This window comes from Dactylosporangium aurantiacum (genome assembly GCF_000716715.1).
Classification (GTDB): Bacteria; Actinomycetota; Actinomycetes; order Mycobacteriales; family Micromonosporaceae; genus Dactylosporangium; species Dactylosporangium aurantiacum.
The window spans coordinates 111021-134595 of record NZ_JNYJ01000017.1; the positions used below are offsets into that span (position 1 = coordinate 111021).

Sequence of the window (23575 nt, forward strand, 5' to 3'; positions counted from 1 at the left end):
GGGATCACCACCTGCCGTTTGGGGTGTGGGTACGGCGCACGGTAGGAAGCGGCCGGGCGGGGCGTGAAGATCCCCGGAAGGGCCCGGCGGGCCGGTGCGCTGAACGGCAGGTTCGGTGCGCCGAGTGACAGCGGTCACACCGTTTACCGGCGTTTATATCGAGGTGTACCGACCCCTGTGGTGCAGCAGGGGCTTCGCCGCCGGCTCGGCCGGCTCGACGACCTCGACGGTGGCCTCGACGAGCAGCGACCAGCCGAACGCCGCGGCCCGGTCGAGGCGGCAGCCGGCCCACGGGTAGCCGCGGGGGACGGGCCCGAAGGGGGTGTGCGCCCAGTCGCCGGTCGCGAACAGCCCGCCGGGTGCGGGCATCAGGCCGGCGAACCGCTCGGCGAGCTGGTTGTCGCCCTCGGCGAGGGGGACGACGGCGAACCGGCCGGTCGTTTCCAGGGCGGTCCACAGGTCGCTCTCGTCGTCGACGAGCCCGGCGACGCGGCCCGGGTCGCCGTCGGCGACCAGCATCGACGACACGGTGAGCCCGGCGGGGCGGGTGTCCCCACCGCCCGCGGTCCACAGCGTGACGGGGGCGGGCAGGCGCCCGCGCAGCCGCCGCAGCGGCGAACGCTGGTCGTCCGGGGTGGCGAACGGATCCGTGGCGTGGATACTCACCAGCTCATTGTCGGGTATGACCGGAGTGTGCAAACCTTCCTGCCGTATCCGGACTTCACCGCCAGCGCGCTCGTGCTGGACCCGCGCCGGCTGGGCAAGCAGCGGGTCGAGGCGCTGCAGGTGCTCCGCGGGCTGATCGTGCCCGGGTACGGCTGGCGGCACCACCCGGCGGTGAAGATGTGGAGGGGGTACGAGGAGGCGCTGGTCCGCTACGGGCTGGAGATGTGCGTCGCGTGGACCGCGCTCGGGCACGCCGACACGGTCGCGGCGACGCTGACCGCGGCGCACGGGCCGGCCCGCTCGCAGGAGGAGCTGGCCCGGGTCGTCGCGGTGCCGCCGTGGCTGGGGCGTGAGGACGTGCACCGCAGCCACCGCTGCGCGCTGGTCCGCAAGGACCCGGACTTCTACGGGCCCCTGTTCCCGGACGCGGACCCGGACGAGCCCTACGTGTGGCCTACCCCCGCTTCGGCGTGACCGCGGTCAGGACCTCCGGGGCGCGGCGCTCCAGGAGGTTGCCGGCGACGCGGGTGCCGACCCAGGCGAAGGCGGACCCCCACACCAGGCCCGCCGGCAGCAGTGCCCACCCGGCGCTGTCCGGCAGCAGCAGGTACCCGATCAGCAGCGGCGCCGTCAGCACCCACGTGATGATCATGCTGACGAACGACAGCATGCTCTTCGCGCTGCCCTGGCCGGTGTTCATGGCGAACGGGTTCGAGGAGTCCGGCATCGGGTACGGCGCGAGCACCGACGTGACCCCGGCGGCGCCGACGGAGATGCCGTACGCGCACAGGCCGACCCCGAGGGCGGCCGGCAGCTGCGCGGTGTGGTCGCTGAGCACGGACACGGCGACGGTGCCGGCGGCCAGCAGCGGGAACGTGAGGATGCCGACGCCGACCGCGCGGGCGGCCAGCTCGACCTGACCGGGCACGTTGGTGAGCATGTGCAGCGCGTACGCGGTGCCGTCGTTGCCGAACTGGTTGACCAGGACGAGCCCGACGAACGCGCCGGCGAACATCAGCGACACGACGAGGGCGCCGCCGCTGAGCCCGGCGGCCTGCCGGGCGGCGTCCTGGTCGCCGGAGCCGGTGCCGAAGCCGAACGTGAACGCGAACGGGATGACCACGGACGTGGCGAGCAGCGAGATGAGGCTGGCACGGCGGCGCGGGTCGCGGAACCAGTAGCGGACCTCGCGGCCGACGAGGCCGGCGAACCGCCCCACCGGCAGGAACCGGACGACGCCGGTCAGGAACGCGCGCACGGGCCGGCCGTCGACGGCCTTCGCCTTCTTCGCCGCGCCGGACGACGCGGTGCCGAGCATCGCCGTCTCGATCGTCTGCAGCCACCACCACAGCAGCAGGGCGACCCCGGCGACCCCGATCGCGAACCGGGCGGCGACGAGGTGCCAGTCGCCGTTGATCGCGTCGACGTAGGCGACGAACGGCGCGGCGAGCGGCGTCCACGACAGGACCTGACCGATCGTCGTGGCCTGTTTCGACTCGCCGTTCTGGACCAGGGCCATGATCAGCTGGACGACCGGGTTGCAGGAGATGCCGGCGAGGGCGATGAGCAGCGCCGCCAGGTCGCGGACCTTCCGGGAGCGCAGCATCCCGGCGAACGCGCTGGTGACGGCGCGGCTCGCGGCGACGCACACGGCGAGGCCGATGACGGCGCCGGCGACGGCGACCGCGCCGGCCGCCGGCCCGCCGTCGAGGACCGCGCCGACGGTCGAGCCGAGCCCGGTGAGCAGCGTGACGACGGGTGGGATGCCGACGCACGCGGCGGCGAGCATGCCGAGCACGAGCGTGCGGCGCGGCACCGGCAGCAGCGAGAACCTGGCCGGGTCGAGGGTCTCGTCGACGCCGAAGAACAGCAGCGGCACCAGCACCCACAGCAGCACGAGCGTGGCGCCGGCGAACGCGGCGAGGGTGGGGCGCAGCTCGGCGCCGGCGACACTGCTGCCGGCGAAGAGGCTCACCCCGACGAACGCGGCCCACAGGCCGAAGAACACGCCGAGGATGAACAGCCACACGCGGGACTTCTTGCCGCGCAAGGTGTTGCGCAGGATCCGCAGCTTCAGCCGGACGAAGTGGCCGACCGTCGGCTCGCCGGCGCTGACCGGCTCCGGCCGCGGCGTGAAGATCCCGGGCGCCGCGACCCCGGCGACGGCGGCGGGCCCGGCGGCAGTGGATCCGGTAGGTGTGGGTTCGGTAGGTGTGGGTTCGGCGGGCTCCGGGCGCTGGGCGGGGATGTGCGGCGGGGTCACAGCCACGACAGCTCCGCGCCGGTGGCGACCCGCCCGCCGACGACGTCGACGAACACGTCCTCGAGCTCCCGGCCGCCCTTCACCTCGTCGGTGGTGCCGACGACCTTGATCTGGCCGTCGGCGAGGATCGCGATGTGGGTGCAGAGCCGCTCCACGACCTCCATCACGTGACTGGAGAAGATGACGGTGCCGCCGTTGCGGACGTACCGGACGAGGATGTCGCGGATCAGGGCACCGGAGACCGGGTCGACGGCCTCGAACGGCTCGTCGAGGACCAGCAGCCGCGGCGCGTGCAGCAGCGCGCAGGCCAGGCCGATCTTCTTCTTCATGCCGGCGGAGTAGTCCACGACCAGGGTCCGGCCGGCGTCGGCGAGGCCGAGCACGTCGAGCAGCTCCGCGGCCCGGGCGTCGATCACGTCCTGCGGCAGCCCACGCAGCAGTCCCGTGTACGCGAGCAGCTCACCGCCGGTGAGCCGGTCGAACATGCGGGCCGAGTCGGTCAGCGCGCCGAGGCGGCGTTTCGCCTCCACCGGATCCGACCACACGTCGTGACCGAGGACGTAGGCGTGGCCGGCGTCCGGCCGCAGCAGGCCCACCGCCATCGACAACGACGTCGTCTTGCCGGCGCCGTTGGGGCCGAGGAGGCCGAAGAACGACCCGGTCGGCACGTCGAGATCCACCCCGGCGACCGCGACCTTGCTGTCGAAACGTTTCGTGAGCCCCCGCAGCACGAGCGCGGAGCCGGTCCCGCTGTCCGTCACCGTTCGACCGTAGGTCACGCCCACATCCCCCGCATCCCCGTGTACGAGCGTTCACATCCGCAGCGCGTCCGGCGCGTGCAGGCGAAGCATGATCGTTCCGAGGTCCTTCGGCAAGCGGTGCCGGGTCAGCAGCGACACCGACACCATCACCAGGAACGCGAGCGGGACGCTCCACGCGGCCGGCTGGGTGGTGAGGACCCCGGCCCAGCCGGGCAGCGGACCGCCGAGGACGGTGAGCAGGACCGCGGACGCGGCCGCGCCGCCACCCGCGACGATCCCGGCGGCCGCGCCGACCGCGGTCAGCCCCCGCCACCAGATGCCGAGGACCAGCAGCGGGCAGAAACTGGACGCGGCCACCGCGAACGCCAGCCCCACCACCTGCGACACGTCGAGGCTCGCGACGAACAGGGCGAGCAGCAGCGGCACGATCCCGGCGACCAGCGCGGACCGGCGGAAGTCCCGGACCGAGCCGTGGCCGAGCACGTCCGTGGACAGCACCCCGGCGACGCTGGTCAGCAGCCCCGACGACGCGGACAGGAACGCGGCGAACGCGCCCGCGGCGACAAGCGCGCTCAGCAGCTGGCCGGTGAGGCCGCCGCCGAGCGCCGCCGACGGCAGCAGCAGCACGACCGCGTCCGTGTTGCCGGTCATCAGCAACTGCGGTGTGTACACGCGGCCGAGCACCCCGTACAGGGTCGGGGTGAGATAGAAGACGCCGACGAGACCGAGGACGACCAGGGTGGTGCGGCGGGCCGCGGCACCGTCGGCGTTCGTGTAGAAGCGCACCAGCACGTGCGGCAGCCCCATCGTGCCCAGGAACGTGGCGAGGATCAGTGAGTACGTCGCGAAGAGGCCTTGGGAATGGTCACCCGGCAGCAGCCAGTCCGACGGGGAGTCCGCGGATACGGCGGCGACCTTCGGTACCGACGCCGCCGCCTGGAACTCCAGGGCGGTCCCGGCGTCCGCGACGTGCTCGCCGGCGGTGAGCAGCACCGGGCCGCCGACCGCGGCACCGTCCAGCCGGCCGCGCGCGGTGACCTGCGTCTGGGTGGTGACGGTCAGCCGGGTCTCGTGCTCCACGGTGACGGTTGTCGCGACCGGGAACGTGGGGCCGGCCGGCGCGGTCAGGGCGGGCCGGCCGTCGGACTGCCACTGCATGAGCAGGAACACGAACGGCACCGCCAGCGCCGTGAGTTTCAGCCAGTACTGGAACGCCTGCACGAACGTGATCGACCGCATCCCGCCGAGCGCGACGTTCAACGTGACGACGACACCGACGAGCAGGGCACCGAGGGCGTACGGGGCGCCCGTCACCGTCTGCAAGGTCAGCCCGGCACCCTGCAGCTGCGGCACCAGGTACAGCCAGCCGATGAACATGACGAACGCGGTCGCGAGCTTCCGCAGCCGCTTCGAGCGGAGCCTGACCTCGCAGAAGTCCGGCAGGGTGAACGCGCCGGAGCGGCGCAGCGGGGCCGCGACGAACAGCAGCAGCGCCAGGTAGCCGGCGGCGAACCCGACCGGGTACCAGAGCACGTCGACGCCGTGCTTGAGGATCAGCCCGGCGACGCCGAGGAAGCTGGCCGCGGACAGGTACTCGCCGCTGATCGCGGCCGCGTTCCAGGTCGGGCTGACCATCCGGGACGCGACGAGGAAGTCCGACGTGGTCCGGGCGAACCGCAGCCCGTAGATGCCGATGCCGACGGTGACGAGCGTGACCGCGACAACCGCCGGCAGCGCATAGTCGCTCATGCCGCCGCCTCCCCTGAGCCCATGGTTCGCGGCTCCTCGCTCCGCTGCGGGCCGCTCATGCCGCCGCCTCCGCTGCGCTCCGGCGACGGCCTGAGCCCCACCCTGAGCCCATGGTTCGCGGCTCCTCGCTCCGCTGCGGGCCGCTCATGACGGCTGCTGGGACCTGTCCTCGACCAGCGCGACGAACTCCTGCTCGTTGCGCTCGGCGAGGCGCACGTAGGCGAAGCCGACGACGAACAGGAACGGGTAGGCGGCGACGCCGAGCAGCAGCCACGGCACCGACACCCCGAACAGGTGGGCCCGGCCGACGGCGGGTGCGGCCGCGAACAGCAGCGGCAGGCCGCCGAGGGCGACCGCGACGACGGCGGCGAGCCGGACCGCGACGGCCAGCTGGGCGCGGACGAGGCCCCGGGCGAGCGCCGCGCCGACCGGGCTCTGCTCCTCGAGCTCGGCGCGGGTGCGCGCGACGTCGATGCGGCCGCGGGCGACGTCGCCGAGCACCACGCGGACCCGCGGGGCGGACGGCTCCATGGACCGCAGTCTCGCAACCGGCGAGAAACAAACGCAAGGGGCCGACGTCCCCCGTTGAACGTCGGCCCGTCGCGTCCTTCGTTACCGGTAGCTCCGGTAGCAGGGGAAACGGTCCGGGCGGACCGGGTCGGGGACGATCCTGCGGGCCTCGGCGCGGCCGAGGTTCCACCCGCGCCAGTCGTCGGCGTCGTGCACGTCGCGGGAGATCTGCGACAGGGCGCACTCGCGGGCGCCGGGCGGCAGCTTGTCGAGGGCCGGGGCGGCGTCCGCGGACAGCGTCGACAGGTACCAGATGTCGGAGTTGTTGTGGTCGGCGTACCGGGCGACGTTCTGCTCGGCGATGAACCGGTCCGGGTTCAGCACGGCGAGCCCGAGCAGGGTCGCCACCCACAGCGCGACCGCGGTGCGCGGCAGCCACCGGGTCACCGGCACCACCCCGGCGATCATGATCAGCACGATGAGGCCGCCGAGCCACAGTTCGAACGCGCTGACCAGGACCCGCAGGCGGCTGAAGCCGTACGCCTGCTCGTACACGTCCATCCGCCACAACGCGGAGACCACGACGACGAGCGCGCCGGCGGACAGCAGCCCGAGCAGCACCCGCAGCAGCAGCCGCTGCCGGGGCGTCTCCCGCGCCGCCTTGCGTACGGTCACCGCGATCACGACGAGGGTGAGGAGGGTGACGACGAGCAGCTGCCAGAAGCCCTTGCGGGCGTAGTCGGCGAACGTGAGCCCGGCGGTGCGCATCACGTAGTCCCGGTCGCCGAACAGGACCGCGACCTGCACCCCGACGAAGATCGCGAAGACGGCGAGGACCGCGCCGACGGGGACGACCCACTCGTACCACTGCACCGTGCGGGCCGGGCGCGGCGTGCCGTCACCGACCGTGGACGGGTTGTGCAGCAGGTACGCGCCGCCGATGGCGAGGAACGCGAAGACCGCGCCGACGAACACCCACCGCACCGGCGTGGCCAGCGACAGCTCCGGCAGGATCGCCTGCACGATCCGGTCGAACGCGGCGTCGGCGCTGGCGAACAGGGCACCGAAGACGACGAGGAGCAGCACACCGAGGCCGATCGAGGCGAGGACCCGCGTCGCGCCCGCCGCGCCTTCCCTGGCCCGCGTCCTGGCCATGCCCCACCGCACCCACGGCAGCGCCCGGAACCCGGCCAGCGGCAGGTTCAGCACCGCCATGAACACGGCCGGGACCCGCCGGCCGGCGCCGACGGCGAGGGCGAGGGTGCCGAACGCGGCCAGCACGCACAGCGCGAACAGCCAGCCGGCGGCCCGGAACACCCCGACGGACAGCAGCGCGACGGTCGCCGCGCTCCAGCAGGTCGCCTCGAACGCGCCGGTGCCGCGCCGCTGCGGCTCGATGCGCAGGAGCACGACGAGCAGGGCGGTGACGAGCCCGAGCCCGGCGACCGGCCAGCCGATCCCGGGCCGGTCCAGCGGCAGGGCGGCGGCCGCGACGACCGCCGCGATCAGGGCGCCGGCGAGCGCGTCGGGGCCGGCGGCGACGCTGCGCCGGGGCCAGCGCAGCTGGAAGAGCGTCGGGTTCGGCGGGCCGAGCCTGACCGGGCTGATCAGCGCCGGGTTGGGGCCGAGCGGCTGCGGCGGCGATCCTGGTGGTCTCGCCGGTGGTGGCGGCTGCGTCGGTACCGGTGGCCGGCCCGGCTGCGGGGGGCGCGGCGGCTGCGGCTGCTGCGGCGGCTTCCACAGGTTCGGCGGGGTGGCGCCGTCAGCCGGCGCCTGCGCCGCGGGTGTGGCGTCCTGCGTGGACTCGGCCGGTCGGTGCTGGCCGTCCTGCGGTTCGAAGGTCGGTGTCGACATCTCGGACTCCGGGAGGTATGGGGAACCGCGCGTCCGGCGGTACACCGGACACGTGCTGGAAGACGCGTGGATCAGACGGGAAGGGTGACCCGGATGCGGCAGCCCGCCATCCCGTCCGGCTGCTCGATGACCGCGATCGTGCCGTTGTGCAGCTGGATGAACCACTGCGCGATCGCCAGGCCCAGGCCGGTGCCGCCGCCCGACGCGCGGGCGCCGCGGGTGAACCGCTCGAACACCCGCTCCCGCTCGGTGAGCGGGATGCCGGGGCCCTCGTCGGCGACCTCGATCATCACCCGGTCGCCGTCGCGGCGGCCGATGATCGTGACGGTGCCGCCGTCGGGGCTGTGCCGGGTGGCGTTGTCGACGAGGTTGGTCAGGACGTGGTGCAGCCGCGCCCGGTCGGCGCTGACCAGGGCGTTCTCCGGGAAGGCGCAGGACAGGTACTCGACCTTGTAGCCGGCTGCGGACGCCTTGACCTCGGCCTCGGCGACGACCTCGATGAGCAGGTCCTCGATGCGGAAGTCCTCCCGGTCCAGGGGGATGACGCCGGCGTCGAGGCGGGACAGGTCGAGCAGCTCGGTGACGAGCCGGCCCAGGCGTTCGGTCTGCGCGAGGGCGGTGCGCAGCGTCGCCGGGTCCGGCTGGACGACGCCGTCGACGACGTTCTCCAGGACCGCCTGCACGGCGGAGATCGGGGTCCGCAGCTCGTGCGAGACGTTGGCGATGAGCTCGCGGCGCTGCTGGTCGGCGGCGGCGAGCTCGGCGGCCATCTGGTTGAACGCGACGGCGAGCTGCCCGACCTCGTCCTTCGACGTCGCCCGGACCCGCACGGTGTAGTCGCCGCGGGACATCGCCTGCGCGGCGGCGGTCATGTCCCGCAGCGGCGACGTCACGCCACGGGCGAGGACCTGGGAGGTGAGCAGGCCGACGGTGAGCGCGATCTCCGTCGTCGTCGGCGGGATCCAGCCGATGCCGATCCAGAAGACGCCGAGGCCGGCGCCGGCGGACGCGACGAGCAGGACGGCCAGCTTCAGCTTGATCGAGCGCAGCGGGTCGAGCGGGCGGGGCAGCAGGTCCAGGAACTGCTTCATGTGGTCTCCAGGGCATACCCGACGCCGTGGACGGTCCTGATCAGGTCGGACCCGAGCTTGCGGCGCAGCGCCTTGATGTGACTGTCGACGGTGCGGGTCCCCGACGCGTCGGCCCAGCCCCAGACCTCGGCGAGGAGCCGCTCCCGGGGCAGGACCGTCCGGGGGCGGGTGGCGAGGTTGACCAGCAGGTCGAACTCGGTCGGGGTCAGGTGCGCCTCGACGCCGCCGCGGCTGACCCGCCGCTGCGCCCGGTTGATCTCCAGGTCGCCGAGGACGATCGGGGCCGCGTCCGGGTCCGGCTGGGTCTGCGCGAGCCGCTCCAGGCGGCGCAGCAGCACGTGGACGCGGGCGGCGAGCTCCCGCATCGAGAACGGTTTGGTGATGTAGTCGTCGGCGCCGACGGCCAGACCGACGAGCATGTCGGTCTCGTCGTCACGGGCGGTGAGCATGAGCACGGCGACGGGACGCTCCGCCTGGATGCGGCGGCACACCTCGAGCCCGTCGAAACCGGGCAGCATCACGTCGAGCACGACGAGGTCCGGTCGCAGCAGCCGGGCCGCGGAAACGGCCGACGGGCCGTCATGTGCCTGGTCGACGGCGAACCCTTCGGCGCGCAGCCGGGCCGCGATGGACTCGGCGATCATCCGTTCGTCGTCGACGACGAGGACCCGCCGTCGCTCCCCCGTACCCGGAAGACTCATGACAGCAGCGTATTGGGTAGATGCGAGGGGCAACCGTGCGTGATGTGTGGAAGTCGTGAAGACCTACGACCACGACTTGGCGGCGCGGACGAGCCGGTCCTTGAGCTCCCGGGTGTGCCGGCGGCTCACCGGCAGCTCGTGCTCGTCGATCACCACCACGTACCCGGTGTTGGTCATCCGCAGCTCGGTGATGAGTTTCAGCTGCACGAGGAACGAACGGTGGACGCGGACGAACCCGGCGTCGGCCCAGCGTTCGGCGAGCGTCGCCAGCGACACCCGGACCAGATGGGAGGCGTCGGCGGTGTGCAGCCTCGCATAGTCGCCCTGCGCCTCGACCCAGCGCACCGACGAGCGGGGCAGCATGCGGGTGGTGCCGGCAAGCTCGACGGGGATCGTCGGGTCGTCCTGCCGGTCGCGGCGCCCGGCGACCGCGGGGTGCGCCGGCACCAGCCGGGTGGCGAGGACCCGGCGCAGCGACTCGGCGATCCGGTCGGCGCGGACGGGTTTGCGCACGTAGTCGGCGACCCCGAGGTCGAACGCCTCGGCGGCGCGGTCGTCGTACGCGGTCACGAACACCACCGCGGGCGGCTTCGCGAACCGGCCCAGCACCCTGGCCAGCTCCATGCCGTCCAGTCCGGGCATGCGGATGTCGAGGAACACGGCGTCGACGTCGACGTCCCGCAGGACCCGCAGCGCCTCGGTCGCGTCGCCGGCGGTGTGCAGCCGCCCGACGCGGGGGTCGGCGCGCAGCAGGTACGCGAGCTCATCCAGCGCCGGCACCTCGTCGTCGACGGCGAGGACGCGCAGGAACCCGGTCTGTGCCGCGTGCTCCTGCACGATCTGCCCGGTGATGCTCTTGCCGGCGCTCGACTGCATCATTGACCGCCCTTTTGGGTGTTATCGCGTGCCTCTGATTTATCGGGTGCTTCGGGTTTATTGCGTGCTTCGGGGTTATTGGGTGCTTCGTACACCTGGATGGAATTTCGGGACGCGCATGCTGACCTTCGTGCCGGCGTCCGGCGCGGTCTCGACCACGACCCCGAACCCGTCGCCGAAGACCGACCGTAGCCGCTCGTCGACGTTGCGCAACCCGACGTGCTGCCCGCCGTCGCCGCTGACGTGCTGGCCGGTGTCGGTCGTGTCGTCGGCGCTGAGCAGCACGGCAGGGTCCATCCCCACTCCGTCGTCCTCGACGGTGATATGACACTCGGCGCCGGCGTCCCTGGCCACGATGCTGATCGTGCCCATCCCCGGCTTGCGGGACAACCCGTGCCGGACCGCGTTCTCCACCAGCGGCTGCAGGCACAGGAACGGCAGCGTCACCGGCAGCACCTCCGGCGCGATCTGCAGCCGCACCTGCAGCCGCTCCCCGAACCGGGCCCGTTCGATGGTCAGGTACCGGTCGATGGACCGCAGCTCCTCGGCGAGCGTGGTGAACTCGCCGTGCGCGCGGAACGAGTACCGCGTGAACTCGGCGAACTCGAGAATCAGCTCCCGCGCCAGCTCGGGGTCGGTGCGCACGAAACTCGCGATCGCCGTCAGCGCGTTGTAGATGAAGTGCGGGCTGATCTGCGCCCGCAACGCCCTGACCTCGGCCCGCGCCAGCCGCGCCCGCGACGTGTCAAGCTCGGCGAGCGCCAGCTGCGTCCCGACCCACCGCGCCGTCTCCGCCGTGGCCTGCACAAGCCCCGGCGCCGGCGGCCCGTCGGACAGCGCGACGAGCGCCCCTTCCCGCTGCGCCAACGGCACCACCACGGCGCCACGCACCGGGCAGTCGACCAGGTCGCAGGGCAGCTCGTCACCCCCGAGCACGGTCGGCCGCCCCGCGACGACCGCCTTCGCCCCCGCCGCGGCAGCCTGCTCACGATGGTGGTCCCCGGCCCCGTCGAACGCGAGCACCCTGGTCGCGTCGGTGACCGCGATCCCGGCCGCCCCGGTCAGCGTCCGCAGGTGCCGCACCGCCTTGCCGGCCGCGACGTCCGTCAGCCCGTTGCGCAGCGGCTCGGCCGCGAGGGCGGCGATGTGCAGCACGTCGTACGTCGCCCGCTGCGCCGCGGTAGCGATCGCCCGCCGCGACCGCAGCCGCACGACGGCGTAGACGGCCACGGCAAGCGCCGCCGCCAGGACGGCGACGGCAGCAGCGGCGGCGAGGTTTCCACCCACGCGCTCATCCTGGACCACCCCAGCGGCGCGGGACAGCCCTCAACATCCCCTGAGCTACGGCCTCAACATCTGCTGAGCTACGGGCCGCGCGGTGCGGGCAGCTCTGCACTGGCCGCGCTGCCCGCACATCCTCTGGTCTGCACTGGCCGCACGTGCCCCGGATCTGCACCGATCTGCACTGGCCACCGGATCTGCACTGGCTGCACGCCACTGGCTGCATGCCCCTCCGGGCGAGGCAAGGCGATGTGCCGCAGCGCGAAGCGACATCCCGCTCACAGCCGCATCTCCGCGCGGCCACATCTCCGCACGGCCACATCCCCGCACGGCCACATCCCCGCACGGTGACGCGGCGGGACGATCCGAGACCATATCTGCGCGTGCGAGACCAAGCCACTACCGAGGCGCAGCGACGGCGACGGCGGCGCAAGCAGCCAGCTGAGATTGCGAGCCAGCTGGCGTCACCCCACGCTCTGCGCCTGGGTGCGACGCAGTCCGCCTCGACCGACGGCTCAATGGCTCACCGAGCAGGACTGAGGGCCGCCCGCGAAGGCACCGCCGTCATCGCCGTCCGACCCGCTCGCCGTTCGACCCGCTCGCCGTTCGACCCGCTCGCCGTTCGACCCGCTCGCCGTTCGACCCGCTCGCCGTTCGACCCGCTCGCCGTCCGACCGGCACGCCACGCGACGTCATCACCCGGACCGGCTCGCCCCGCAGCGAGCTGCGGACAACATGACCTGCCAAAGCAAACCGGGAGCTGCGAAAACCGGTCCCGCGACACAGGCGGATTGGAGCACGTCCTACGCCACGTCGAGGCGCCGACGGATTCTCCTCAACGTACACCACGCGAAAAAATTCTCCGTGGTTCCGTCAGCGCCTCGATACGCAGTGTGCAGGGTGGTCAGTAGGCGCCCTTGCGGAAGACGACGACGCCGATGGTGCGCCAGAGGGTGTGCAGGTCGAGGACGAGGGACCAGTTGTCGACGTAGTACAGGTCGAGGCGGACCGCGTCGTCCCAGGAGAGGTCGCTGCGGCCGCTGACCTGCCACAGGCCGGTGATGCCGGGGCGGACCAGCAGGCGGCGGCGGACGTCGCCGAGGAAGTCGCCGTCGTCGGCGGGGAGGGGGCGGGGGCCGACCAGGGACATCTCGCCGGCGAGGACGTTGAGGATCTGCGGGAGCTCGTCGATGGAGGTGGCGCGCAGCCACTTGCCGACCTTGAACACGCGCGGGTCGTTCTTCATCTTGAAGAGCAGGCCGTCGCTCTCGTTCAGGTCGTCGAGCATGGCCTGGCGTTCTTCGGCGTCGACGTACATGGTCCGCAGCTTCCAGACCTTGAACATCTTGCCTTCGCGGCCGATGCGGGGCTGGCGGAAGAAGATGGGCCCGGGGTCGGAGAGCTTGATGGCGAGCGCGACGAACGGGAAGAACGGCAGGACGATCAGCAGCGCGATGAGGGCGAGGACCCGGTCGATGACGTTTTTGAAGAGCCAGCCGATGCCGGAGAGCTTGGGCTCTTCGACGTAGAGCAGCGGGATGCCTTCGATCGGGCGGATGTGCACGCGGGGGCCGGCGATGTCGGTGAGCTGGGGGGCGACGGCGAGGTCGATGCCGGTGCCTTCCAGTTGCCAGGCGAGGCGGCGCAGTTCGACGGGTTCGGCGCTGGCGGAGCCGCAGACGGCGATGGTGTCGGCGTTGAGCTCGCGGACGAGGGAGAGGATGTCGCGGCCGGCGTGGACGGGCACCGGGGTGACGGTGTGGGGGTGCGGCGCGTACCCCTCGGTGAGGTGGATGCCGACGGGGACGAGGCCGGCGGCGGGGTCGCGGGCGATCGCCTGGTGGACCTCGAGCGCTTCCTGCAGGGTGCCGATGAGCAGCAGCCGGTGGGTCGCGAGGTGGAACTTGGTCCGCACGTAGTGCAGGGCGCGCCGGGCGAAGTAGCGCAGGATGAGCACGTACAGCAGGCCGCCGACGAGGGCGGCGCCGACCGAGGTGCGGGAGACGGCGGTCTTGGTCGCGAACGCGGCGAAGGCGACGATCGCGACGACGGTCCAGGAGGCGCGCACGACGCGTTTGAACTCGTCGGTGCCGGTGCCGAGGTAGCGGCGGTCGTAGGCGCCGTGGCCCCAGAGGACGAGCAGCCAGACGGCGGGCAGGACACCGAAGGTGATCGAGGTCCACAGGCTGGGGTTCTGCCGGAAGATCTCGTTGGTCTTGCTGTCGAGGAAGGTCCGGGCGGTGACGCTGGCCATGACACAGGCGAGGGTGTCGAGCAGCAGGAGGATCGCCGCGTAGGGGCGGTGCCAGCGGGAGACGCGGCGGGCGCGTTGCCAGCCGGACCGGGGTACGCCGTTGGGGCCGACGGGGGTGAGCGCGTGCTCGGGAAGGATCTCGAAGCTGTCAAGCTCACCCAAGGTTGATCTCCGGCTCGGCGGGGTGGCCGGACGTTGGAGACTAGCGGTCACCTGAGTGTGTCCTCTCGCACCACGATCCGGGGATCAGGGCGCTCAACTGCTCGACCGGGTGGGATGTGGTTGCTGGCTACGAGGACACCCGATCGCACGCGAGCAGTGTCCCATGTTGGCCGGGGCAACCGACGACGACCGGCCGAGACTAGTTGCTGAACGTGTTGGCTGTCGAGTGCAGTGGCGTGGGCCGGACAGAACTCCGTGTGACAATCACCGCGAGTAGCGCACCACCCACCAAACACGCCAGAAGGGGCAAGACGCTGCCGAGGGGTGGTTGCCACGTTCCCCCGATCGGGTTCAGCCCTTCGTTGATTCCTCGCTGGAAGCGGGTTTGTACGCGGGCGAGGGCGTAGACGTCGAGGGGAACGGTGGCGGCGACGAGGCCGATGGTGAGCCGGTCGAGCCAGCCATGTTCGGTCAGCCACGCTGCGTAACGGTCTGCTGTCCCGGCGAGCAGGACCACGCCGACGCCGAGCGGCATGACGTATCGGCCGTGGGCGAAGTGGCCGACCTTGGGGGCGAAGTACAGCTCGAGGGCGACGAGCAGGATGGCGGATCCGATGCCGACGGCGAGGATGGCGATGCGCAGCCGGGTGGTGCCGAGCCAGAGGGCGGGTGCGACGAGCGCGGCGATGAGCAGGTACCAGAGCCCGATGAGGCCGAGCGAGACGGTGGTTTCGCCGTAGCCGAACTGGCCGATGATCTGCCGGGCCCAGAACTCGGCGCGGTTGTCGGCGATGTCGCGGAGGATGGCGCCGCTGGTGGTGGCGGCGATGGGCCGGCCGGGGTCGACGGCGTCGGTCCGGGACGCGATCAGCGCCCAGAGGACCGCGAAGGCGGCGCCGCCGGCGAACGGCAGCCAGAACGCTTTGGATCGCACCCAGGTGCCGGTGACGAACAGCGATGCTGCCAGTACGGCGGCGGCGAAGAACGGACCGAGGTCTCTGATGGTGAGCAGGAGCGCGGCGGCGATGCCGGCCGTGGGCCAGTGTTTGCGGAGCAGGGCGACGTAGAGCAGCACGGCGGCGCTGATCTCCATGCCGTTGGGGTTGAGTGAGCCGTCGAGGTTCATGGCCATGGGGGTGGCGGCGAGGACGACGGCGGCGCGGAGGAGGCCGGGGCCGGCGAGGGCGAACGCGGCGGCGAGCAGGGCGGCGGACAGGGCGGCGGACAGCAGCCGGGCGAGGACGAGGCCGGTGGTGTCGGGGGAGATCCGCAGCGGCAGTCCGACGAGGGCGTAGTAGACGGGGCTGTACCGGGCGGCGGCGCTCGGGACGAGCACCTCGGTGCGGTCGCTGGTGAAGGTGAGGCACGACGCGGGCTTGTACGCGGGTTTGTCGATCCAGGTGCAGTCGGCGTCGGTGGGTAGGAGGCTGCGGGGGCCGGTGAACGCGTTGGTGTCGATGCCGCTGGCGTCGACGGTGCGCTCGTGCGGCAGCCATTGGCCGGTCCATACGGCCCAGGCGCGGACGAGGTGCTGTTTCTCGTCGTAGGTGCCGTTGACCGGTAGGGCGAGCGCCCAGGCCGCGCCGAGCAGGAAGAAGCCGACGAGGGCGATCAGGAAGGCACGGCGCACCGGGTCAGCGTACGAGCTTCGACAGCCGCCGGTCGGCCAAGGGTTTGCCGCCGGTCTGGCAGGTGGGGCAGTACTGCAGGGAGGTGTCGGCGAAGGAGACCTCGCGGACGGTGTCGCCGCAGACGGGGCAGGGTAGGCCGGTGCGGGCGTGGACGGCGAGCCCGGAGCGTTTCTCGGATTTGAGGGTTGCGGCTTTCTGCCCGACGGAGCGTGCGACGGCGTCGGTGAGCACGGCGCGGGTGGCGGTGTGCAGTTCGGCCATCTTGTCGTCGGTGATGCGGTTGGTGAGCGCGAACGGGGACATTCTGGCGGCGTGCAGGATTTCGTCGGAGTATGCGTTGCCGACGCCGGCGATCACGGTCTGGTCGGTGAGGACGCCTTTGATCTGGCCTTTGCGGCTGCGGATGGCGGTGGCGAACTCGTCGGTGGTGACGGCGAGGACGTCGGGGCCGAGCCGGGCGATGCCGGGGACGAGTCGTGGGTCGGTGACGAAGTAGGCGGCGAGGCTTTTCTTGGTGCCGGCTTCGGTGAGGTCGAAGCCGGATTCGTCGTCGAGCCGGACGCGCACGGCGATGGGGCCGGAGCCGGGTTTGAGGGGGGTTTTGGCGTTGAACGTCTCGCGGTAGTGCAGCCAGCCGGCGCGGGCGAGGTGGGTGACGAGGTGCAGGTCGTCGCCGACGTGGATGTCGAGGAACTTGCCGTGCCGGGAGGCGCCGGTGAGTGGTTGGCCGGCGGCGGCGGTGACCGGCGGGTCGAAGGTCTTCAACGCGCTGAGGGAGGGGACCTCGATGCGGTCGATGGTGTGGCCGACGGCGCGCTCGCGGAGGAACGCGGCGAGCGCTTCGACCTCGGGAAGCTCTGGCACCCGTACAGTCTGCCTCACGACACGGGCCGTAGTCTTTTTCCGTCATGAAGGTCGTTGTCGCGCACAACCGCTACGCGTCCGGCGCGCCGTCCGGTGAGAACGTCATCGTCGACGCCGAGATCGCGCAATTGTCCACGGCCGGGGTGTCGGTGCTGCCGTTCCTGCGCAGCTCCGATGAGATCGGCACGTTCTCCACGGCGAGGAAGGTGCTGTTGCCGCTGTCGCCGATCCGGAACGGCGAGTCGCAGCGCGCCCTGGAAAAGCTGATAAAAGCGGAAAAGCCGGACGTGTTGCATTTGCACAACGCGTACCCGCTGCTGTCGCCGTGGGTGGTGCGGACCGCGCACTCGCTCGGTGTCCCGGTCGTGCACACGGTGCACAACTACCGGCAGGTGTGCGCGCCCGGCCTGTACTTCCGCGACGGGCACATCTGCACGGAGTGCCGCGGCAAGGCGTTCGCGGTGCCGGCGGTCCGGCACGCCTGCTACCGGGACTCGAAGGCGCAGTCCGCGGTGATGGCGGCGACCCTCGCGGTGCACCGCGGCACGTGGCGGGGCGTGGACCGGTTCGTGGCGCTCACCGACCGGATCGCCGAGCACCTGCGGGACTTCGGCGTGCCGGCGGAGCGGATCACGGTGAAGCCGAACGGCATCCCCGACACCGGCGCGGCGACGGGCCCCGGTGAGGGGTTCCTGTACGCGGCGCGGCTGACCCCGGAGAAGGGGCTGGAGCTGGTGCTGGACGCGTGGCGACGGCACCCGGACGGGGCGTTCGGCCCGCTGCGGATCATCGGTGACGGGCCGCTGCGGCCGCTCGCCGAGGCGGCCGCCGCCGAACGGTCCGACGTGTCGTACCTGGGGGTGCTGCCGAATCCGGAGGTCCGCGCGCAGCTCGGCGCCGCGGCGTGCGTGATCGCCGCGTCGACCTGGCACGACGTGCTGCCGACGATCGTGCTGGAGGCGTTGTGCGCCGGCCGGCCGGTGCTGGTCACGGACCGGGGCGGGCTGCCGTTCCTGGCCGGTGACGCCGGCTGGGTCGTCGAGCCGGACCCGGCGGCGCTCGCCGGCGGCCTGGCGGAGGCGCACGCGGGCGCGGCGGCGCTGGCCCCGGCGGCGCGGCGGCGGTTCGAGGAGCATTTCGCCCCGGACGTGCTCATCCAACGCCTGATCGACGTCTACCGCAGCGTTCTGCGGTGACGGGGCGGGCCGGCTGGGCGGTCGCCGGGGTCGCGGCCGTCGGGCTGCTCGCCGGCGCGGTCGAGCTGGTCGTCGACGACAGCTACCGGGCGGCGGCGCTGGCGCTGCTGGCCGGGCTGATCGCCGGGGCGGTCGGGGTGCTCACCGTGTCGCTGGTGCCGGTCGCCGACCCGCGTGGCCTGCTGCTCGGCGCGGTGTTCGCGGTGCAGGGCGTGTTGAGCTGGACGTACACGAACACCGGTGTCGTGGTGTGGACGTGGCTGCTGCTGTCGGGGTTGGTGCTGCTGTGCTGGTGCCGGCCGTTCGAGGTGGTCGCGTTGCGCTCCGGTGCCGCCTGGCTCGGTGTGTCCTATCTGGTCATCGGCGCGCTCGGGGCGGTGCTGGTGATGAAGCCGGAGATCGCGCTGCAGCGGGTGCTGTACGCCGGATATTTCGGGCTTGTCGTGTTGGTAGTGTTCGCGGGGAAGGGCGACGTCGCCCGGTTCACCCGGGGGATCGCCGTCGCGTTCCTCGGCACGGTCGCGGTGCTGCTGCTGGCCGGCTCCGGCAACCTGTTCACGGCGCCGCACGTGGTGCCGGACACGCCGTGGGGGCGCGGCTTCGAGTACCGGTTCTGGGGCGCGTCGTGGCTGCTGGACCACCCCAACGCGATGGCGTGCATCGCCGTGCTCGCCGCGATCCGCATCGGCGCCGACGCGACGCCGGCCGCCTGGCAGCGGGTGGGCTCGGTCGCGACCGCCGTCCTGGTCCTGTGCGTCAGTGACTCCCGCACCGGCTTCCTGCTGCTGCTCACCGCGACGTTGGTGTTCATCTGGTACGACCACCGCCGGGCCCTCGTGCCGGCCGCCGCCCTCGCCGTGGTGCTCCTGGTCAACGGCCCGTCGTTCCTGGTCAAGGAGCGGTACGGCGACGACGCCGGGGTGAGCAGCGGCCGGGTCGAGACGTGGCGGCAGGTCGGCGCCGACTGGCGGCGTGACAGCCTCGCCGAGCAGTTGCTCGGCAACACCCGGGACGCGCGGGCGACCGTCTACCGGGCCAGCAGCGGCGCCGACATCAAGCTGACCGTCGACAACGCGCCGATCGCGGCGCTGCGCAAGGCCGGCGTGGTGGGTGTGGTCGCCTTCCTCACCGGCCTCGGCCTGCTGCTGTGGAACGTGTGGCGCCGCCGCCGGGACGCTCCCCCGTGGCTGATGGTGTTCGTGCCCGGCGCGCTCGTCACGATGATCACCAACGAGTGGCTGATCGGTGGCACGGGCGGCACCCTATGGCTGCTGCTGCTCGCCGGTGAGGCCACCCTGCTGCTCAGCCCGCGTACGGCGCCGGCGACCGCCCGCTGACGGTCCCGCCGGGGTGGGCGGGCCCGCTCAGGCGTTCTGGGTCGCGTCCAGCCGTGGCGCGGGTGCCGGGGCCTGCGGGCCGACGCTCTTCAACGCGATGCCGTAGAGGACGACCATGCAGACCAGGCCGGTCGTGGAGCCGGTGAGCAGGCCCCACGCGGCGCCCTGCAGGCCCTGGCTGGCGCCGACCGACAGGCCGGTCAACGACACGGTGGCGAACACCACGTACTGCACGAACAGCATCCTGGCCCGGTGCATGCCCCGCATCGCGGCGGTAAACGGCACCTGGAGCAGGTAGACGGCGCCCTGCAGCGCGATCGGCAGGGCGAGCGGGGCGGCCTCGGCGAACTTGTCGGTCGTGGTCAGTACCCACGACACCAGCGGCCACACGATGACGACCATCAGCGTGCCGAGGACCGCGAACGCGATCGCGAGCTGGCGCGTCTGGCGGCGCAGGGTGGCGGCGGCGTCAGCACCCTCGGCGCCGGGCTTCGCGGCGTCGGCGGCGGCCCGTGACGCCCGCGGCACGAGCAGCCCCTGGATCGCGGCGACGAGGTTCTGCACCGGCTGCAGCTGCACCGTCTGCACGAACCGCAGGTTGCCGAGGTCGATCTTGGACAGTTTGCCGGCGACGAGGAAGCTGATCGACAGCACCTGCACCTGCGCGACGATCGCGGTGGCGGTGAACCAGCCGGACAGGTGCCGGGTCTCGGCGAGCCACGCCTTCGGGTTGCCGCGCCACGGGACGCGGCGCTCGCGCAGCAGGTACACGGTGGCGCCGGCGGTCGCGCCGATGCCCCACGCGGCGAGGAACCCGCCGGGGCTCTCGTTGCCGGTGAGGATCATCGCGATGATCACGACACCCTGGGTGCCGGCCCACACCAGGTCGATGCCGAGCGCCTTGTCGGGGCGGCGGTCGGCAAGGTAGTCGCAGCGGGCCGTGTCGTGCAGCATCAGCGGCACCATGAACGGCACCAGCCAGATCAGCTCGTCGAGGTCGATGTTGCCGTTGTGCGGCCAGGCGAGCCACAGCACGACGAACACGACCATCGTGGTGACCCCGGAGCAGAACGCGGTCGCCAGCCCGTTGCGGATCAGCCGCCCCCGGTGCTCACCCTCGAACCGTGACGCCAGCGCGAGCAGCACGTCACCGACGAACGCCCGGTTGAGGTACATCGAGAAGTAGCCGACGCTCAACGCGAGCGCCAGCGCACCGAACTGGTCCTTGGGCAGCAGGATGCCGCCGAGCAGCGTGTTCGCCGCGTTGGCGGTCGCGATGACGACCTGGTCGAGCAGGCCGGCACCGACGAAACGGGACGCGACGCGAAACGCCTGCATGCGGCGGCGGCGTGATGGCGGCTGGTCGGTCACCCTCGACGGCCATGGTCGCGAACGAGCTTCACGACACGCACCATACGTGACCTGCGGGTGACGAGACTATCCCGTCCGCCCGTTCACCAACTGACATCCAGCGGTTTTCCTTCCGCGTACCCTGCTGCGCTCTGAATCCCCACGGTGGAACGCTCCGCGAACTCCTCGAGGTTGCTCGCGCCCGCGTACGTGCACGCGCTGCGGACCCCGGCGACGATCGCGTCGAGGATGTCCTCCACGCCCGGGCGACGCGGATCCAGATACATCCGCGACGATGAGATGCCTTCCTCGAACAGCGCTTTGCGGGCGCGCTCGTACACGCTGTCGTCGGCGGTCCGCCGGCTCACCGCCCGGGCCGACGCCATGCCGAAGTTCTCCTTGTAGAGCCGGCCGCTCGGGTCGCGGCGCGGGTCGCCCGGCGACTCGTGGGTGCCGGCCAGCCAGGAGCCGATCATCACGTTGGACGCGCCGGCGGCGAGCGCCAACGCCACGTCCCGCGGGTGACGCACACCACCGTCGGCCCACACGTGCCGGCCGAGGCGGCGGGCCTCGGTCGCGCACTCCAGCACCGCGGAGAACTGCGGCCGCCCCACCCCGGTCATCATCCTGGTGGTGCACATGGCGCCCGGCCCGACACCGACCTTCACGATGTCGGCGCCCGCCTCGACGAGGTCGGCGACGCCGTCGCGGGTCACCACGTTGCCGGCGGCCACCGGCACCGTCGGCCGCAACGACCGCACCGCGCGCAGGGTGGAGATCATCCGCTCCTGGTGGCCGTGTGCCGTGTCGACGACGAGCACGTCGACGCCGCTGGCGAGCAGCTTGTCGGCGCGGCCGGCGGCGTCGCCGGTGACGCCGATCGCGGCGCCGATGCGCAGCTGCTGGTTGTCGTCGACCGCCGGCTGGTACAGGGTGGCGCGCAGCGCCGCGTTCCTCGTCAGGATGCCGACCAGCCGCCCGGCCTGGTCGATGACCGGGGCGAGCTTGTGGTGCCCGGCGGTCAGCTGCTCGAACGCCGCCTCGGGGCTGATGTCCTCCGGCAGTGTCTGCAGGTTGCGCGACATCACGCTGCCCAGTTGGCTGAACCGGTCCACGTCGGTGCAGTCGCTCTCGGTCACCACCCCGACCGGTTTGCCGTCCTGCACGACGATCACCGCGCCGTGCGCCCGCTTCGGCAGCAGGTCCAGCGCGAGCGACACCGTCTCCGTCGGCCCCAGCGTGATCGGCGTGTCGTGCACCAGGTGCCGCTGCTTCACCCACGCGACCGCCTCGGCGACCACGTCGATCGGGATGTCCTGCGGGATGATCGCCAGCCCGCCCCGCCGCGCCACCGTCTCAGCCATCCGCCGCCCGGCGACCGCCGTCATGTTCGCCACCACGATCGGAATCGTCGTGCCGCTGCCGTCGCGCGTGGTCAGATCGACGGCCATGCGTGACTCGACGGCGCTCCGGCTCGGCACCATGAACACGTCGTCATAGGTCAGCTCGTAGCCGGGCTGCTGATCGTTGAGGAAGCGCACGTCTTCGAACTCTAACGCGCGTTCCGGCGCGGTATCGGCCCTTCTCGCGCGGCTTCTCGCTTCCGGTGTCGCTTCTGGTCCGCGCGCGAGGGTGAGCAACTCTTGAGAGTCGACCTCTGAGCAGGGAGGATTTCCGTAACGTGCCTTGCGAGGAGTGATGCCTGATGCAGGTCCACGAAGCGATGTCCACTGCCGTCGTCCAGCTCGGCCCGGACCATACTCTCCGCCAAGCCGCCCAACTGATGTCCCGCCGCCACGTCGGTTCGGCCATCGTCGTCGACCCCGACGGCGAAGGCGTCGGCATCATCACCGAACGCGACATCCTGAAGGCGATCGGCGCCGACCTCGACCCCGACGTCGAACGCACCGCCGCCCACATCACCTGGGAAGTCGTCTACGCCAGCCCCACCTGGACCATCGAGGAAGCCGCCTCCGCCATGGTCCGCGGCGGTTTCCGTCACCTCGTCGTCCTCGACGGCGACGAGGTCCTGGGCGTGATCTCCGTCCGCGACATCCTCCGCGTCTGGGTCCACCAGAGCGCCCCGATCCCGGCGTAACCGCCCACCCCGCCCTGCTCGAAGGACAGATCGAGTCGCCGCCCGCACGGCCGGCTCCATGTCCTTCGAGCAGGGCGCGACGGGAGTGCCAGCCGACCGGGTGAGGACGCACCGGTCCCGCACGGACCGCAACGAACGGCCAGCGAAGGTGCAGGCGACCCGAGCGCCGCCACCACCCAGCCCAACAGCCGGCGGTTTTCGTTCTGAACTCCCCGCGGAGTGGCACCACCGAATGACGACCTCGACGGCGGCCGACCAGGTGAGGACGGCGCCCGGGGACCAGCACCGCGACCACGGCACGGACCGGGACCACGCCACCCTGTCGCGCGGCCGGCAGGCCGCGCGGAACCACGAAGGCCCGCAGCACTCACCCGCGAAATACCCATGGCCCAGCGGCTCCCGCACGCGGACAGCGACAGCCGTCCCTCGGAGCGCCACCCGACCCCGGCAGCGTCAAGGACCTTTCGACGAGAAACGGCCAGGACGCGACAGGCCGCGGAAGCGGCCGGACTCGGTGACGGCGGACAAGGCGTACTCGTCCAAGGCGAACCGGGCGGCGCTACGGGCTCGTGGGATCGTCGCGGTGATCCCGCAGCCGAAGGACCAGATTGCCAACCGGGCAAGGAAAGGATCCCGCGGCGGTAGGCCACCCGCGTGCGACCCGGACCGATACAAACGCCGGAACCAGGTCGAACGCGGCTTCGGCCGCCGCAAGCAGTGGCGCGGGCTGGCCACCAGGTACGACAAGCTCCTGACGAGCTACCGGGCCACAGTCGACCTGGTCGAAACCTTCGACTGGCTCCGCGCTGTCCCCGACCGCACCCAAGATCCGCTAAGCCGTGTTTGGTAAGTGGGGTTAGAGCCATTTGTTGATGGCGGTGATGGTGACGGTGGCTTGGTAGCGTACGGCGAGTTTGTCGTACCGGGTGGC

The 23575-nt window shown here is 72.0% G+C and carries 20 protein-coding genes; 5 read left to right on the forward strand and 15 right to left on the reverse strand.

Features of this window, described 5'->3' with window-relative positions; genetic code table 11:
- Nucleotides 1–153: 153 nt before the first annotated feature.
- On the reverse strand, nucleotides 154–714 hold the full coding sequence (locus OP18_RS20680; RefSeq protein ID WP_313900987.1) for a flavin reductase family protein: 561 nt from the start codon (nucleotides 712–714) through the stop codon (nucleotides 154–156).
- Between OP18_RS20680 and OP18_RS20685 the strand changes: the two genes are divergently transcribed.
- A complete protein-coding gene (locus OP18_RS20685; RefSeq protein WP_033360604.1) occupies nucleotides 694–1140 on the forward strand; it encodes an MSMEG_6728 family protein in 447 nt (148 codons plus the stop codon). The genes OP18_RS20680 and OP18_RS20685 overlap by 21 nt on opposite strands.
- On the opposite strand, the gene OP18_RS20690 is transcribed toward OP18_RS20685, so the two are convergent.
- From OP18_RS20690 to OP18_RS20745, 12 genes are all read right to left on the reverse strand, one after another.
- A complete protein-coding gene (locus tag OP18_RS20690; protein ID WP_156089657.1) occupies nucleotides 1121–2935 on the reverse strand; it encodes an ABC transporter permease in 1815 nt (604 codons plus the stop codon). The genes OP18_RS20685 and OP18_RS20690 overlap by 20 nt on opposite strands.
- Nucleotides 2926–3690: an ABC transporter ATP-binding protein gene (locus OP18_RS20695; protein ID WP_033360605.1), complete on the reverse strand. Its 765-nt coding sequence runs from the start codon at nucleotides 3688–3690 to the stop codon at nucleotides 2926–2928. The genes OP18_RS20690 and OP18_RS20695 overlap by 10 nt, the downstream gene beginning before the upstream one ends.
- A gap of 51 nt (nucleotides 3691–3741) precedes the next feature.
- Nucleotides 3742–5439, reverse strand: a complete 1698-nt coding sequence (locus tag OP18_RS20700; RefSeq protein ID WP_033360606.1) for a sodium/solute symporter — start codon at nucleotides 5437–5439, stop codon at nucleotides 3742–3744.
- 144 nt (nucleotides 5440–5583) lie between these two features.
- Nucleotides 5584–5970 carry a hypothetical protein gene (locus OP18_RS20705; protein ID WP_033360607.1) on the reverse strand — a complete coding sequence of 129 codons (387 nt, stop codon included), beginning with the start codon at nucleotides 5968–5970 and terminating at the stop codon, nucleotides 5584–5586.
- Between the two features lie 81 nt (nucleotides 5971–6051).
- Nucleotides 6052–7803: a DUF4153 domain-containing protein gene (locus tag OP18_RS20710; protein ID WP_052387041.1), complete on the reverse strand. Its 1752-nt coding sequence runs from the start codon at nucleotides 7801–7803 to the stop codon at nucleotides 6052–6054.
- Nucleotides 7804–7874: 71 nt separating this feature from the next.
- Entirely contained in the window at nucleotides 7875–8894 is a 1020-nt protein-coding gene (locus OP18_RS20715; RefSeq protein ID WP_033360608.1) for a HAMP domain-containing sensor histidine kinase, read from the reverse strand.
- A complete protein-coding gene (locus OP18_RS20720) occupies nucleotides 8891–9595 on the reverse strand; it encodes a response regulator transcription factor (protein WP_033360609.1) in 705 nt (234 codons plus the stop codon). Before OP18_RS20720 ends, OP18_RS20715 begins: the two co-directional genes overlap by 4 nt.
- A 63-nt stretch (nucleotides 9596–9658) precedes the next feature.
- Nucleotides 9659–10471 (reverse strand): LytR/AlgR family response regulator transcription factor, encoded by an 813-nt coding sequence (locus OP18_RS20725; RefSeq protein ID WP_052387046.1) that lies wholly within the window; start codon nucleotides 10469–10471, stop codon nucleotides 9659–9661.
- A gap of 75 nt (nucleotides 10472–10546) precedes the next feature.
- Nucleotides 10547–11758: a sensor histidine kinase gene (locus OP18_RS20730; RefSeq protein WP_033360610.1), complete on the reverse strand. Its 1212-nt coding sequence runs from the start codon at nucleotides 11756–11758 to the stop codon at nucleotides 10547–10549.
- An 898-nt stretch (nucleotides 11759–12656) separates the two neighbouring features.
- A complete protein-coding gene (locus tag OP18_RS20735; protein ID WP_156089658.1) occupies nucleotides 12657–14168 on the reverse strand; it encodes a sugar transferase in 1512 nt (503 codons plus the stop codon).
- Nucleotides 14169–14367: 199 nt separating this feature from the next.
- Complete coding sequence (locus OP18_RS20740) at nucleotides 14368–15798, reverse strand: DUF2142 domain-containing protein (RefSeq protein ID WP_033360612.1); 1431 nt, start codon at nucleotides 15796–15798, stop codon at nucleotides 14368–14370.
- Between the two features lie 4 nt (nucleotides 15799–15802).
- On the reverse strand, nucleotides 15803–16663 hold the full coding sequence (locus tag OP18_RS20745; protein WP_033360613.1) for an Fpg/Nei family DNA glycosylase: 861 nt from the start codon (nucleotides 16661–16663) through the stop codon (nucleotides 15803–15805).
- A 44-nt stretch (nucleotides 16664–16707) separates the two neighbouring features.
- Here OP18_RS20745 and OP18_RS20750 point away from each other — a divergent pair, with 44 nt between their 5' ends.
- Both OP18_RS20750 and OP18_RS20755 read left to right on the forward strand, forming a co-directional pair.
- A complete protein-coding gene (locus OP18_RS20750; RefSeq protein ID WP_033360614.1) occupies nucleotides 16708–17859 on the forward strand; it encodes a glycosyltransferase in 1152 nt (383 codons plus the stop codon).
- Nucleotides 17856–19196, forward strand: coding sequence for a hypothetical protein (locus OP18_RS20755; protein ID WP_033360615.1), 1341 nt, complete (start codon nucleotides 17856–17858; stop codon nucleotides 19194–19196). The genes OP18_RS20750 and OP18_RS20755 overlap by 4 nt, the downstream gene beginning before the upstream one ends.
- Nucleotides 19197–19223: 27 nt before the next feature.
- On the opposite strand, the gene OP18_RS20760 is transcribed toward OP18_RS20755, so the two are convergent.
- Together OP18_RS20760 and OP18_RS20765 are read right to left on the reverse strand one after the other, a co-directional pair.
- Nucleotides 19224–20534: an MATE family efflux transporter gene (locus OP18_RS20760; protein WP_033360616.1), complete on the reverse strand. Its 1311-nt coding sequence runs from the start codon at nucleotides 20532–20534 to the stop codon at nucleotides 19224–19226.
- Nucleotides 20535–20650: 116 nt separating this feature from the next.
- On the reverse strand, nucleotides 20651–22087 hold the full coding sequence (locus OP18_RS20765; RefSeq protein ID WP_033360617.1) for a GuaB1 family IMP dehydrogenase-related protein: 1437 nt from the start codon (nucleotides 22085–22087) through the stop codon (nucleotides 20651–20653).
- A 164-nt stretch (nucleotides 22088–22251) separates the two neighbouring features.
- On the opposite strand from OP18_RS20765, the gene OP18_RS20770 reads away from it, so the two are divergent.
- Both OP18_RS20770 and OP18_RS62580 read left to right on the forward strand, forming a co-directional pair.
- A complete protein-coding gene (locus OP18_RS20770; protein ID WP_033360618.1) occupies nucleotides 22252–22644 on the forward strand; it encodes a CBS domain-containing protein in 393 nt (130 codons plus the stop codon).
- A 232-nt stretch (nucleotides 22645–22876) separates the two neighbouring features.
- Nucleotides 22877–23494 (forward strand): transposase, encoded by a 618-nt coding sequence (locus OP18_RS62580; protein WP_389253505.1) that lies wholly within the window; start codon nucleotides 22877–22879, stop codon nucleotides 23492–23494.
- Nucleotides 23495–23575 lie beyond the last annotated feature (81 nt).

What these genes read in the sequence shown, in the direction of transcription:
- OP18_RS62580 (WP_389253505.1), top strand. Translation starts at nt 22,877, where the DNA reads ATGACGACCTCGACGGCGGCCGACCAGGTGAGGACGGCGCCCGGGGAC.
- OP18_RS20705 (WP_033360607.1), bottom strand. Translation starts at nt 5,970, where the DNA reads ATGGAGCCGTCCGCCCCGCGGGTCCGCGTGGTGCTCGGCGACGTCGCC.
- OP18_RS20710 (WP_052387041.1), bottom strand. Translation starts at nt 7,803, where the DNA reads ATGTCGACACCGACCTTCGAACCGCAGGACGGCCAGCACCGACCGGCC.
- OP18_RS20760 (WP_033360616.1), bottom strand. Translation starts at nt 20,534, where the DNA reads ATGCAGGCGTTTCGCGTCGCGTCCCGTTTCGTCGGTGCCGGCCTGCTC.
- OP18_RS20715 (WP_033360608.1), bottom strand. Translation starts at nt 8,894, where the DNA reads ATGAAGCAGTTCCTGGACCTGCTGCCCCGCCCGCTCGACCCGCTGCGC.
- OP18_RS20700 (WP_033360606.1), bottom strand. Translation starts at nt 5,439, where the DNA reads ATGAGCGACTATGCGCTGCCGGCGGTTGTCGCGGTCACGCTCGTCACC.
- OP18_RS20750 (WP_033360614.1), top strand. Translation starts at nt 16,708, where the DNA reads ATGAAGGTCGTTGTCGCGCACAACCGCTACGCGTCCGGCGCGCCGTCC.
- OP18_RS20770 (WP_033360618.1), top strand. Translation starts at nt 22,252, where the DNA reads ATGCAGGTCCACGAAGCGATGTCCACTGCCGTCGTCCAGCTCGGCCCG.
- OP18_RS20720 (WP_033360609.1), bottom strand. Translation starts at nt 9,595, where the DNA reads ATGAGTCTTCCGGGTACGGGGGAGCGACGGCGGGTCCTCGTCGTCGAC.
- OP18_RS20725 (WP_052387046.1), bottom strand. Translation starts at nt 10,471, where the DNA reads ATGCAGTCGAGCGCCGGCAAGAGCATCACCGGGCAGATCGTGCAGGAG.